12 protein-coding genes are annotated in these 12,920 nt (G+C 68.8%); 10 read left to right on the forward strand and 2 right to left on the reverse strand.

The features are described 5' to 3' along the window. On the reverse strand, positions 1-289 hold a 289-nt coding region (locus M8859_RS19560; RefSeq protein WP_283779869.1), incomplete at its 3' end, for an acetyl-coenzyme A synthetase N-terminal domain-containing protein. Positions 290-702: 413 nt separating this feature from the next. On the opposite strand from M8859_RS19560, the gene M8859_RS19565 reads away from it, so the two are divergent. Genes M8859_RS19565 through M8859_RS19585 form a run of 5 tightly spaced genes read left to right on the forward strand, consistent with a single transcriptional unit; the run spans position 703 to position 6,697 of the window. Further along, positions 703-2,292 carry a peptide ABC transporter substrate-binding protein gene (locus tag M8859_RS19565; RefSeq protein WP_159924793.1) on the forward strand — a complete coding sequence of 530 codons (1,590 nt, stop codon included), beginning with the start codon at positions 703-705 and terminating at the stop codon, positions 2,290-2,292. Between the two features lie 54 nt (positions 2,293-2,346). Beyond that, complete coding sequence (locus tag M8859_RS19570; RefSeq protein WP_159924456.1) at positions 2,347-3,273, forward strand: ABC transporter permease; 927 nt, start codon at positions 2,347-2,349, stop codon at positions 3,271-3,273. Next, positions 3,266-4,225, forward strand: a complete 960-nt coding sequence (locus M8859_RS19575) for an ABC transporter permease (RefSeq protein ID WP_159924458.1) — start codon at positions 3,266-3,268, stop codon at positions 4,223-4,225. Before M8859_RS19570 ends, M8859_RS19575 begins: the two co-directional genes overlap by 8 nt. Continuing rightward, positions 4,222-5,898 carry a dipeptide ABC transporter ATP-binding protein gene (locus tag M8859_RS19580; RefSeq protein ID WP_249644648.1) on the forward strand — a complete coding sequence of 559 codons (1,677 nt, stop codon included), beginning with the start codon at positions 4,222-4,224 and terminating at the stop codon, positions 5,896-5,898. Before M8859_RS19575 ends, M8859_RS19580 begins: the two co-directional genes overlap by 4 nt. Positions 5,899-5,950: 52 nt before the next feature. Continuing rightward, entirely contained in the window at positions 5,951-6,697 is a 747-nt protein-coding gene (locus M8859_RS19585; RefSeq protein WP_159924462.1) for a Fic family protein, read from the forward strand. A 489-nt stretch (positions 6,698-7,186) separates the two neighbouring features. Here the strand turns inward: M8859_RS19585 and M8859_RS19590 are convergent, their stop codons facing one another. Continuing rightward, positions 7,187-7,993, reverse strand: coding sequence for an HAD-IB family hydrolase (locus M8859_RS19590; RefSeq protein ID WP_159924465.1), 807 nt, complete (start codon positions 7,991-7,993; stop codon positions 7,187-7,189). Positions 7,994-8,563: 570 nt separating this feature from the next. On the opposite strand from M8859_RS19590, the gene ssd reads away from it, so the two are divergent. From ssd to M8859_RS19615, 5 genes are all read left to right on the forward strand, one after another. Then, positions 8,564-9,673 (forward strand): septum site-determining protein Ssd, encoded by a 1,110-nt coding sequence (gene ssd, locus M8859_RS19595; RefSeq protein ID WP_249644649.1) that lies wholly within the window; start codon positions 8,564-8,566, stop codon positions 9,671-9,673. A gap of 10 nt (positions 9,674-9,683) precedes the next feature. Then, complete coding sequence (locus M8859_RS19600) at positions 9,684-10,868, forward strand: TadA family conjugal transfer-associated ATPase (protein ID WP_159924469.1); 1,185 nt, start codon at positions 9,684-9,686, stop codon at positions 10,866-10,868. After that, the gene (locus M8859_RS19605) at positions 10,865-11,659 is read left to right on the forward strand and encodes a type II secretion system F family protein (RefSeq protein ID WP_159924471.1); all 795 of its coding nucleotides are present in this window, start codon (positions 10,865-10,867) and stop codon (positions 11,657-11,659) included. The genes M8859_RS19600 and M8859_RS19605 overlap by 4 nt, the downstream gene beginning before the upstream one ends. Positions 11,660-11,827: 168 nt before the next feature. Continuing rightward, positions 11,828-12,451 carry a type II secretion system F family protein gene (locus M8859_RS19610; RefSeq protein WP_159924473.1) on the forward strand — a complete coding sequence of 208 codons (624 nt, stop codon included), beginning with the start codon at positions 11,828-11,830 and terminating at the stop codon, positions 12,449-12,451. A gap of 255 nt (positions 12,452-12,706) precedes the next feature. Next, positions 12,707-12,892 (forward strand): DUF4244 domain-containing protein, encoded by a 186-nt coding sequence (locus tag M8859_RS19615; RefSeq protein WP_159924475.1) that lies wholly within the window; start codon positions 12,707-12,709, stop codon positions 12,890-12,892. The last annotated feature ends 28 nt before the right edge of the window (positions 12,893-12,920 follow it).

Raw genomic sequence — 12,920 nt, forward strand, 5'->3', positions numbered from 1 at the left:
CCCAGTGGATGGCGACCTGGTCGCCGTGGCCGTCGAGGACGTGGCGGTCCACGCAGTTGTAGGCGACGTTGAGCTTGCCGCCGACGAACCACTTCGCCACCGGCGCGTCACTCCAATCCAGCACCTGGCTGAACGGTTCGTGCCAGTGCAGCCGCCCCGCCTGCTCGGCCCAGAACGCTTCACGATCGGCCGCCGCCCGCTCGTAGAACCCGGCATCGGCGTTGGCCGCCGCCGCGAACTCCGCGGTGGGCGGATACGAGTCCCTGTGGTCGGCGCTGGTTTCAGTCATCTCGTCTCTTCTTTCCACGTAGCCTGAGCGCTCGATTCTTCGCAGCCGAGTTCGACAGTAATCAACTGTGACCTACGCCGCGTGCGCTTGTGCCGAGGGTGTCTCCGCCAGCACGCCGATGCCCGTGCCCGCCGGGGACGGCCCGCACGCGGTGTTCCTGTTCCGCCCTCGACGGAGGCAATGTTCCGGCAGCAGGAGTATTTCCGCACGAAACTTGGGGTGTTTCGGCGATGTTGCCGGATCGGTAACAAGTGCGACGAACTCGGATCAATCAGATGACAGTGCCCGCGGCGGTGGTTACTCTGCCAACCACACAGGGGGATCGTGTCGGCATGCGCTGATGGACCTCGCGCGGGTGCCGCCCGGCTCCCCCCTTCTCGCACCGGGAGGACGCGTTGAAATTCCACAGAGCGATGGCGCTGACCGCGGCAGTCGTGCTGGCCACGAGCTTGGGACTGTCCGCGTGTTCCTCAGGCGACGACGCAGATGCCGACATCGTCACCGTCAACGGAGGCGAGCCGCAGAATCCATTGGTGCCCACCAACACCAACGAGAACATGGGCGGGCGCGTGGTCGACCGGCTGTTCGCTGGGTTGAAGTACTACGACGCCAACGGCAAGGCGCACGACGAGATGGCGGAGTCGATCCAGACCACGGATCGAAAGAACTACCGGGTCACCATCAAGCCGAACTGGAAATTCACCGACGGCAGCCCGGTGACGGCGAAGTCGTTCGTCGACGCGTGGAACTACGGCGCGCTCGGCGCGAACGCGCAGTTGCAGAGCTATGTGTTCGGTCCCATCGTCGGTTTCGACGAGGTCTCCGCGGAAAAGCCGACCGCACAGACGATGTCGGGCCTGAAGGTGATAGACGACCGCACGTTCACCATCGAGCTGAAAGCCCCCTCGATCGACTTCGAGACCGCGCTCGGATACGCGCCGTTCTACCCGTTGCCGGAGGTCGCGTTCAAGGACATCAAGGCATTCGGGGAGAACCCGATCGGCAACGGCCCCTACAAATTCGCCCGGCCCGGGGCGTGGGAGCACAACGTCAAGATCGACCTGGTGGCCAACCCGGACTACCCCGGCGGCCGAGCGGCCAAGAACAAAGCGCTGCGGTTCGTGATGTACCAGTCCTTCGACACCGCCTACGCGGACCTGCAGGCGGGCAACCTCGACGCGCTCGACACCGTGCCCGACAGTGCGCTCACCTCCTACCAACAGGATCTCGGCGACCGCGCGATCACCAAGCCGACCGCGCAGAACCAGCACATCGGCATCCAGTCCAACGTCGCGCACTTCTCCGGCCAGGAAGGGCTGCTGCGGCGGCGCGCGATCTCGAAGGCGATCAACCGGGAACAGATCGCGCAGAACATCTTCCACGGCACCCGGATTCCGGCGCGTGACTTCACCGCGAGCACGCTGCCCGGTTTCCAGCCCGACCTCCCCGGCTCGGAAGTGCTGAAGTACAACCCGGACGAGGCCCAGAAACTGTGGGCGCAGGCCGACGCGATCTCGCCGTGGTCGGGCCGCTACGAGATCGCCTACAACTCCGACGGCGGCCACCAGGCCTGGGTGGAGGCGGTGGCGAACAGCGTGAAGAACACCCTCGGCATCGACGCCGTCGGCACGCCGTATCCGACGTTCAAGAACATCCGCGACGAGGTGAACGCGCGCAGCATCGGCAAGGCCTTCCGCTACGGCTGGCAGGGTGACTACCCGACCATGCTGCAGTTCCTCACCTCGCAGTACTACAGCTACTCCGACACCAACAACGTCGACTACAACAATCCCGAGTTCGACCGCCTGCTGGATGCCGCCCAGGCCGCCCCGGCCCAGGAAGAGTCCTACAAGATCATCGCTCAGGCACAGGCCCTGCTGATCAGGGACATGGCCGACATCCCGGTGTTCGACTACGTCGCCGCCGCGGGCCGCTCCGATCGAGTGCGGAAGGCCGAACTCGCCTGGAACGGTCTGTTCGACTTCGAGAACATCGAGAAGTAGCCGCTCGCCGCCGCGCCCGGCCCGGTGCGCGGCGGCACCGACCCCGGAGGCGTAATGGCCTGGTATGTCCTGCGGCGTCTGCTTCAGATGATCCCCGTCTTCCTCGGGGCGACGCTGCTCATCTATGCCCTGGTATTCCTCGTTCCCGGCGACCCGATCCACGCGCTGGCCGGCGACAAACCGATGACGCCCGCCGTCGAGGCGCAACTGCGTGCGCGCTACCACCTCGACGAGCCGTTCATCGTGCAGTACCTGCTCTACCTGAAGGGCATCCTCACGTTGGACTTCGGCACCGCCTTCTCCGGCAGGCCGGTGCGGGACGAGCTGGCCCGCGCCTTTCCCATCACCATCAAGTTGGCGATCATGGCGGTTCTGATCGAGTCGGTCTTCGGCGTCCTGTTCGGGCTCGTCGCCGGGCTGCGCAAGGGCAAGCTGTTCGATTCGACAATGCTCGTGGTCAGCCTGATCATCATCGCGGTTCCGGTCTTCGTGGTGGGCTTCCTCGCGCAGTATCTGCTCGGGGTGAAGTGGGGGATCGCTCCGGTGACCGTCTCGGGAAAGGCGACGGTCGGCGAACTGCTGGTGCCGGCCTTCGTGCTCGGGTCGCTCTCGTTCGCCTATGTCCTGCGATTGACCCGGAATTCGGTGGCGGAGAACATGTCCGCCGACTACGTGCGCACCGCGACCGCCAAGGGCCTGGCCAGGCCGCGTGTCGTGACCGTGCACATCCTGCGCAATTCGATGATCCCGGTGATCACGTTCATCGGCGCCGATCTGGGCGCCCTCATGGGCGGCGCGATCGTCACCGAGGGCATCTTCAACATTCCCGGCGTGGGCGGCACGCTGTATCAGGCCATCATCAGGGGAGAGCCGCCGACCGTGGTCTCCTTCGTCACGGTGCTGATCGTCATCTTCCTGATCACCAACCTGATCGTCGACCTGCTCTACGCCGCACTCGACCCGAGGATCCGCTATGCCTGAGGTGACCAAGAGCGACGGCCCCCAGCGCCGCGGCCAGGAACACTTCGTCGCACCGCCCGACGAGGTAGAGGTACTCGCCACCGACGCCGTGCTGGACGCCGGTCCACCGACCAGTATCTGGCGCGACGCGTGGCGGCAGCTGCGGCGTAACCCGATCTTCCTCGTCGCCACCGTCCTGATCGTGTTCGTGTTGATCGTGGTGATCTGGCCGGGATCGTTCACCGATCAGGACCCGCGTTACTGCAACGGCGACTTCAGCATGGACCCGCGCAGCTCCGGCCATCCGTTCGGTTTCGACAAGCAAGGCTGCGACATCTACGCCAGGACCGTGTACGGTGCCAGGGCATCCGTGCTCACGGGGGTCGGCGCGACGCTGCTGTTCGTGCTGGTCGGTGGCACGCTCGGCGCGCTGGCGGGCTTCTACGGCGGGCCGCTGGACTCGATCGTCTCCCGGCTGGCCGAGATCTTCTTCGCGATCCCGTTGATGCTGGCCGCCATCGTGATCATGCAGCTGCTGGAGGCCCGCACGATCTGGACCGTGATCGTCATCCTCGCCTCGTTCACCTGGCCGCAGGCGGCGCGGATCGCCCGCAGCGCCGTGATACAAGCGAAGAACAGCGACTACGTCACGGCGGCGAAAGCATTGGGGGTCTCGCGAATACAGACGCTGCTGCGCCATGTGCTGCCGAACTCGGCGGGACCGCTGATCGTGGTGACCACGCTGTGGCTGGGCGTGTTCATCGTCACCGAGGCGACGCTGTCGTATCTCGGCGTCGGGCTGCCGCGCACGGTGGTGTCCTGGGGCGCGGACATCGCCACCGGGCAGAAGGAGATCCGCACCTCGGCGATCCTGTTCTATCCGGCGACGGCGCTGGCGCTGACCGTGCTGAGCTTCATCATGCTGGGCGACGCCGTGCGGGACGCCCTCGACCCGAAGGCGAGGAAGCGATGAGTGAGTCGGCGCGGCCGCTGCTGGAGATCACCGATCTCAACGTGAGTTTCACCGCCGACGGCAGACCGGTGCCCGCCTTGCGGGACGTCAGCCTGTCGGTCTATCCGGGGCAGACCGTGGCCATCGTGGGGGAATCGGGTTCGGGGAAGTCGACTACCGCGCACGCGATCATCGACTTGCTGCCCGGCACGGGCCGGATCACCTCCGGCTCGATCGAGTTCGACGGTAAGGACCTCACGGCTGCCTCGAAGCGAGAGATCGGCGCGGTGCGCGGCAGCGGCATCGGGTTGGTCCCGCAGGACCCCATGTCGAACCTGAATCCGGTATGGAAGATCGGATTTCAGATCCGCGAGACGCTGGAGGCCAATGGCGTCGCGAAGGGCAAAGCCGCCAGGAAACGCGCGGTGGAGTTGCTCGAGGAGGCGGGGATGCCCGACGCCGAACGCCGAGTGAACCAATATCCGCACGAGTTCTCCGGCGGCATGCGCCAGCGCGCGCTGATCGCCATCGGCTTGTCCTGCCGGCCCAAGCTGCTCATCGCCGACGAGCCGACCTCGGCGCTCGACGTGACCGTGCAGCGGCAGATCCTCGACCATCTCGAACGGCTCACCGCCGAACTGGGCACCGCGGTCCTGCTGATCACCCACGATCTGGGCCTCGCGGCCGAGCGCGCCGAACATCTGGTGGTGATGTATCGCGGCCGCGTCGTGGAGTCCGGCCCCGCCTTGCGGATTCTGCGTGATCCCCAGCACCTGTACACCAAGCGGCTGGTGAGTTCAGCGCCCTCGCTGGCCGCACAGCGGCGGTCGGCAGTGCGGCGCCGAGCCGAGATCCACGTACGGGCCGAGCAGGTGGCCGCGGACGACACGGTGATCACGGACGAGGTGCTGGTAGCCGAACACCTGAAGAAGACCTTTCGCATCCGCGAGCGCGCGCCGTGGAAATCGACCGAGTTCGTCGCCGTGGACGATGTGTCGTTCCGGCTGCGGCGCGGATCGACCACCGCGATCGTCGGAGAGTCGGGCTCGGGCAAGACGACGGTGGCGCAGATGGTGCTCGGTCTGCTCGCGCCCACCTCCGGCGCGGTCAGGTTCGACGGCAAGGACGTGGCCACTCTGAACCGCAAGGACGCGTTCGCGTTCCGGCGTCGGGTGCAACCGATCTTCCAGGATCCGTACGGTTCGCTCGACCCGATGTACACGATCTACCGCACCATCGAGGAGCCGTTGCGAACCCACCGCATCGGGACGCCCGAGGAGCGGGAGGCGACCGTACGGGAACTGCTGGACAAGGTCGCGCTGCCCGCCGGCGTCATGCGGCGCTATCCCAGCGAACTGTCCGGAGGACAGCGTCAGCGCGTGGCGGTCGCGCGTGCCCTCGCACTCCGGCCCGAGGTGGTGGTGTGCGACGAGGCGGTGTCCGCGCTCGACGTGCTGGTGCAGGCCCAGATCCTCCGGCTGCTCGACGAACTGCAGGCCGAGCTTGGGCTGGCGTACCTGTTCATCACCCATGACCTGGCCGTTGTCCGGCAGATCGCCGACGACGTGCTGGTCGTGCAACGCGGCAAGGTGGTCGAAGCGGCGACGACCGACGAGGTGTTCGACGATCCCCAGCAGGAATACACGCGCAAACTGCTCGACGCGATCCCGGGCCGCGATCTGCTGGCCGGCTAGGCGAGACAGGCGCGCGGACCGTTCCCCGCGGGCGCAAGTAGCCTCGTATGCCGTGACCGATCCGCTGCAGCCCCTCGTCGATCTTCCCGGTGTCCGGGACGCGGCCGACCGCGCCCGCGACGCGCTCGCCGAGGTACACCGGCACAAAGCGAACCGGCGTGGGTGGCCGACCACGGCGGCCGAGGCCGCGGTGCGTGCGGCCCGGTCCTCGGCGGCCATCGACGGCGGCGGCACGGACATCCCCGTCGACGGACGCGTCGAGGACCCGATTCTGGCCGGTTCGCTGCGCGTGGGCCAGGCATTGGACGGAGACGCGCTGCGGAATCTGGTGAGCACCTGGCAGCGCGCTCCACTGCAAGCGTTGGCGCGGCTACACCTGCTCGCCGCGGCCGATCTGGTCGAGCAGGAAGAGTCGCTGGGCAGACCCCGCGGCGACGCGGGCGTGGCGCAGCGGCTGGACCTGCTGGCGCAGACGGTGGTCGGTTCGCGAGCGCCCGCGCCCGTGCTGGCCGCCGTAGTACACGGTGAGCTACTGGCACTGCGTCCGTTCGGAACGGCCGACGGCGTGGTCGCGCGGGCGGCCTCTCGGCTGGTCGCGGTGTCCAGTGGGCTGGATCCGCACAGCCTCGGCGTGCCGGAGGTGTTCTGGTTGCGCAGGCGGCAGGCGTACCTGGACGCGGCCGCCGGGTTCGGGACCGGGGATCCGGAGGCCGTTGGCGGCTGGGTGATCTTCTGCTGCGGGGCTTTCGAGGACGGTGCGCGCGAGGCCACGTCGATCGCCGACTCGGCGGTGAAATAACCCCCCGTACACGTCAAAGCGGGCGGCGTTGTCTGTCGACCTCACCGCCCGCTAGCACGGACTACCCGGTTACCAAGCGTGCTGTGGTGGGTTGTGTTCTGCGGCCTCGGCGACAATCCGGACATCGCCGGTTCATCCCCGCAACCTGTGCGAGGCCCTCGCCGTCGACTATCCGAATCTCGCAGGCCCACAACGCTTCTGCCCTTGTCGCGGCGCGCTCCGCGTGGGTGCCTGGTGTCCGTGCTGGGAAGGATGGTCGGGAGACAGTACCTTCTCTTCCGGTGCTGCCTTGGCCTTCCGTCCCTCCGTAGTTACCTTTCTACACTGTGACTGCACTCACATCAAGGGATGATAGAACATTGCATAATCGGCGTGTTTCTCGGCGTTTCGTGGTTAAATGCCTGGTCTCTTGCCGGTTCCGCTAAGTCGGCGAATCCCTCGGCAAGCATCCGGCGACCGGTGTTCACGCCCCGTTCGGGGCGCCCGATCTCAGCGTCGCCGACGGAGCATCCGGTAGCTGATCGCCCCGGCCACCAGCGCGCTCAGGCCGACCGCGGCCGTGGCCGCGAGCGTCGTCGAGGACGGCGCCTGGAAGCGCGACCACAACGACACCGGATTGGAGAAGGTCAGGATCGGCCAGCCGCGCGCGGTGGCTTCGCGGCGCAGATTGCGATCCGGGTTGACCGCGGTGGGGTGACCCACCGCGCCCAGCAGCGGCAGATCAGTGATCGAGTCGGAGTAGGCGTAGCAGCGCGACAGGTCGTAACCCTCACTGGCGGCGAGTTTTTCGACGGCGGCGACTTTGCCCTCGCCGTAGCAGTAGAACTCGACCGCGCCGGTGTACTTGCCGTCCGCCACGACCATCCGGGTGGCCGCGGTGTGCGAGGCTCCGAGCGCCTCGGCGATCGGGCCGACGATCTCCTCGCCGGAGGCCGACACGATCACCACGTCGTGACCCCGGATCTTGTGGTCGGCGATCAAGTCGGCCGCCTCCGCGTAGATCAGCGGATCGACCAGCTCGTGCAGTGTCTCGGCCACGATGGATTTGACCTGTTCGACGTCCCAGCCGGCACACATGCTGGTCAGGTGGGCGCGCATCCGTTCCATCTGGTCGTGGTCGGCGCCCGACAGCAGGAACAGGAAATGGGCGTAGCTGCTCTCCAGGACGGCGCGGCGGTTCAAAAGCCCCTGCGCGTAGAAGGGCTTGCTGAACACGAACGTGCTCGACTTCGCGATCACGGTCTTGTCCAGATCGAAGAAGGCGGCGACGCGGCCGCCCGTGGCTGAGTTGTCCACCTGACCAGGATAGGGGGCGCGCCTTCGGCTCGGGCTGCGGCGGAGTTCGACCGGCTGTTTCGGCGCGGTGCGGACTGTCGACGTCGGCTTCACGGCGGCCTTGTCTCGAAGCGGCCTCGGCATGTTGTGCACGGACCCCGTCACGCCTGTCGAGTGGCTGCCTTGCCTTCGTTCGGGCCGATGTGGGCGGCGGAAGGACTTCGGCCGCGTCCATTGGGCACGCGGTGTTCCGGGCGGCGGGGCCGCTGCCGTCGGCGCATCGATGAAGTTTGCCCCGCAGACGCCGGGGCTGTGACGGCCGCAAAGATGTCCAACGGCGGACTTGCGTTGTGGGCGGGGCTTGGGTGTAGTATTGCTGGCACCTGGACATGGTCCAGGCGCGTTCAGCCCGACCCCCCGGGGCTGAACCCCGACGGCCCCAGCCTCCTCCCCCCCCGGCTGGGGCCGTCCTCTATTTCGGGGACGCTTCGGTAGGCCGCGCAGGCGGATAGTTGTCCACAGCCCGCGGGTTATCCACATTCGGCATACTGCGCCTTCTCTCCCTACCCGCATTCAGCGACGCTGACCTGCATGAACCTCGAAGCATCGGAGCCGAGCGCGCCACCGCCCGCCCTCGTGCTCATCGATGACGACCGCCTCCGTGACGAAGTCCGGCGTATCGCGGCGGCCGCCGAACGGGCTCTCGACGAGCGGACACAACCCGTCGGCAGGCACGCCTGGACGGGCGCTCCGCTGGTGATCCTGGATACCGCCTCTGCGCGGGAGGCGGCAGCCGCCGGCTACCTGCGCCGGACCGGCGTGGTGTTGGTAACCGATGGTGAGCCAGGTTTGCTCGACTGGCAGGCCGCCGCCTCGGTCGGCGCGCAGCGGGCTATCGCCCTGCCCGGTGCTGCCGTGGGGCTTATCGAGATGTTTGCTGAGTACGGCGAGCAGCGTGCGGGCGACGGCGTGGTTGTCGCCGTCGCGGGGGCGGGCGGCGGGGCCGGGGCATCCACCCTCGCCGTCGCGGTCGGGCTGCGCGCCGCCGCGGAGGGATTCCGGCGCGAAACCTTGCTGATCGATGGCGCACCCTTCGCCGGTGGCCTCGACCTGCTGCTCGGTATCGAGAACACAGCGGGTTTGCGCTGGCCCGACCTGGTGGTCGAGGACGGGCGCGTGTCGGCGGCCGCGCTGCACGGCGCCCTGCCCATCGCCGCGCCCGGGTTGGCCGTGTTGTCCTGCGGGCGCTGCGGTGCGGGACGATTGCCACGCGAGCTCGGCTCGGCCGGAATCCGCGCGGTTATCGAAGCGGGCCGTGCCGCAGGCGATTTCGTAGTTTGCGACATTTCCGGTGAGCGCGGGCCGCATGCCGACCAGATGCTCGACTCGGCGGATCTCGTAGTGCTGGTCGTCCCGGCGCGCCTGCGGGCGGTCGCCGCCGCCGAAGCGGTGTCCGCGCACATCGCGCGGCGAAACCCGAACCAGGGGTTGATCGTTCGGGGACCTGCGCCCGGTGGCCTCCGTGGAGCCGAGGTCGCCGAGGTGCTCGACCTCCCGCTGCTCGCCGCCGTCCGCGCCCAGACCGGTCTGGCGCACCGTCTGGAGCGCGGCGGGGTCTCGGTCCGCAGGCGCGGGCCCCTGCGCGATGCCGCCGATGCCGTGCTCGGCGTGCTCAACGCTCCACCCGGGCACCGGCGGTGAGGAGGCGGCGATGAGCGCGATACTGACCAGCGAGCTGCTGGATCGGGTGCGGGAGCGACTGGCCACCGAGACCGGCGATCCGGATCCGGCGCAGGTCGCCGCCGCGATCCGCGCCGAGGCAGGCGGGGTGCTCGGTGACACAGACCTGCTGCGTGCCCTGCGGTTGTTGCAGACCGAGTTGACCGGCGCGGGTGTCCTCGAACCGCTGCTGCACGATCCCCACGTCGCGGACGTGTTGGTGACGGCCCCGGACGCGGTGTGGATCGATCGAGGCCACGGTTTGGAGAAGACCTCCATCACCTTCTCCGACGAGGCGGCGGTCCGGCGGCTGGCACAGCGCCTGGCGCTGTCGGCGGGGCGACGACTCGACGACGCGCAACCGTGGGTGGACGGCCGGCTGACCGGACCCGGTGCGGCGCTCGGACATTCGTTCGGCGTTCGTTTGCACGCGGTCCTCGCGCCGGTCGCGCACGGCGGCACCTGCCTGTCGCTGCGCGTGCTGCGTCCGGCCACCCAGGGGCTCGCCGCGCTCGCCGCGGCGGGCTCGATACCCTCCGGCGCGAAACTTCTCCTGGAGCGCATCATTCGGGCCAGGCTGGCGTTCCTGGTGGTCGGCGGCACCGGAGCCGGGAAGACGACGCTGTTGTCCGGGTTACTCGCCACCGTGGACCCGTCCGAGCGGATCATCTGCGTCGAGGACGCGGCGGAGCTGGCGCCGCCGCACCCACATGTGGTCCGCCTGGTCGCCAGGACCGCGAACGTGGAGGGTGTCGGCGAGGTCACCGTGCGCGATCTGGTCCGCCAAGCCTTGCGCATGCGGCCGGACCGGATCGTGGTCGGCGAGGTCAGGGGAGCCGAGGTGGTCGACCTGCTGACCGCGTTGAACACCGGTCACGACGGAGGAGCGGGGACCGTACACGCCAACTCGTCGCACGAGGTCCCCGCCCGTCTGGAAGCCCTCGCCGCCCTGGGGGGCATGGACCGAGCGGCCTTGCACAGCCAACTCTCCGCCGCGGTGCAGGTCGTCCTGCACGTGCACCGCCGATCCGACGGCTCGCGTGGCCTGCGCGAGATCGGTTTCGTGCACCGCACCGGAGAGGGACGGGTGCGGATCACGCCCGCCTGGCACGAGACGGGTTCGGCCCCGGCCGCCGCGGACTTGTCCAACCTGCTCGCCGAGCGGCTCGACCGATGAGCGGGGCGGTGGTGTGCCTCGCGCTGGCGCTGGTCGTGATTCCGGCGCCACGGTCCCGGCGCCGGTTCGGGCAGCTGTTCACCGCGCACGTCGCGTATCGAATGCCGCAACGGCGACTCTGGTTTCGCGCCGGTGCGATCGCAGGCGTCGTGGTCGCGTTCGTCCTCCTCGGGCCAGGTCCTTCCGTCGCGGCCGGCATGGTCGCCGGAACGGTGGGGTTGCGAGCCCGCCGGGCGGCGCGAGACCGGCGCAGGAACGTCGAGCGTGGGCACTTGCTCGAAGCCTTGGAAGCCGTGATCGCCGAATTGCGCGTGGGGGCGCATCCGAGCGCCGCCGCAGAGGCCGCCGCACGGGAGGTGCAGGGCGAGTCGGCGCGCACGTTCGCCGTCGCGGCCGCGCGCAGCCGGCTCGGTGGCTCGGCGGCGGAGGGCTTGCGCCGACCGGTTTCCTCTGTCGCCGCCGAACTTTCCCGCGTCGCGGGCGCCTGGTGGATGGCCGAGCAGCATGGTCTGGCACTGGCCGAGTTGCTGTCGGCCGCTCGCGCGGATCTCATGGGGCGCATTCGCTTTCACGGCCGTACCACGGCTGCGCTGGCCGGCCCACGCGCCACCGCGGCGGTGCTGGCCTGCCTGCCGTTTCTCGGCATCGCACTCGGCCAGATGATGGGTGCGTCGCCGCTGGACGTCCTGTTCGCCTCGTCCGTGGGGACGGTGCTGCTGCCGCTCGGCGCGGGCCTGGCCTGCACGGGCCTGCTGTGGACCGATGTGATCACCCGAAAGGCGCTGATATGAAGGCGTTTTCCCTTGCCGGTCCGGGTCGGCCGATTGGGCTACGGCAACCATGCGCTTCGGTTCGAGGGGTGGTTCTCGCCGCATCCACGGGTGGCACCGCCGCGCACGGCCCGACAGAACGTCCTGCGAAGGGACCTTCTGCAACAGCATTGGAGAGGAAGGCCGCTGATGGTGATCACAACCGGGACCGCACTGCCGTTGCTGCTGGTGGCGGCTGCGCTGACTCTCATGCCGGGACGGGTGGCCGTGAACCGACGGTGGTGTACTCTCCGCCGAGCACACCAGGGACCGGCCGAGTCGTCGCGCCGAACGAACCAGGAGACCGATCCATTGGCTGTGGCGTCGGTCCTGGAGCTGCTGGCCGCCTGCCTGCGCGCCGGGCTTCCCATGGCCGGGGCGGCGCGGACTGTGGCGTCGGAGGCGCCGGAGCCGCTCGGGGCGGCACTGCGCCGGGCGGCGGACCTGCTCGCGCTGGGCGCCGACGCCGCCACGGCCTGGGAACAGGTCGCACGGGATGCGCGCGGGCGACCCGGTGCCGAGGAGATCGAGTCACTGGCCCGGATGGCTCGCCGTTCGGCGCGGTCCGGATCGTCACTGTCCGCCGCGGTCACGGAGTTGGCCGAACAGCGCAGGTCGGCTGCCGAGGACACGGCGGCCGCGAAGGCGGAGCGCGCAGGCGTCCTGATCGCCGGCCCTCTGGGTCTGTGCTTCCTCCCGGCCTTCGTCTGTCTGGGCATAGTGCCGGTGGTCATCGGCTTGGCAGGCCGAGTGCTCGACGGCGGGCTTCTGTAGCCACGCGGCGCACCGTGGCTTCGCCGGGCACGGCGTCGGTGCCTGCGGGTGATGCGCGAGGTGCGCGTTCGCCTGATCCGGGCGTCCTGATCGGCGGCGCGGGGGATTCGAGACGGCGGTACGTGGCACTCGCGCCGCGCACTGCCCCGGAAGAAGCGTGCTCGTGCGGACGGGCCGCACGGGTCGGAAAGGAGGAATCGGGTGCGTATCGAGGGGGTCAGGAGATCCGTGGGCCGGATACCAAGGGCTGTATATATGGGCCTGCGGACGCGGGTGCTACGGGCAGTCGTCGCGGAGGACGGCATGAGTACGGCGGAGTACGCGATCGGCACGATCGCGGCGGCGGCCTTCGGCGCCGTGCTCTACGGCGTGGTGACAGGCGACAGCATCGTCAACGCGTTGACGAAGATCATCGACCGGGCGCTCAACACATCGGTGTAGCTGTCGCCGCGGCACGACAGCGTCGCGC

This window comes from Nocardia sputi (genome assembly GCF_023501985.1).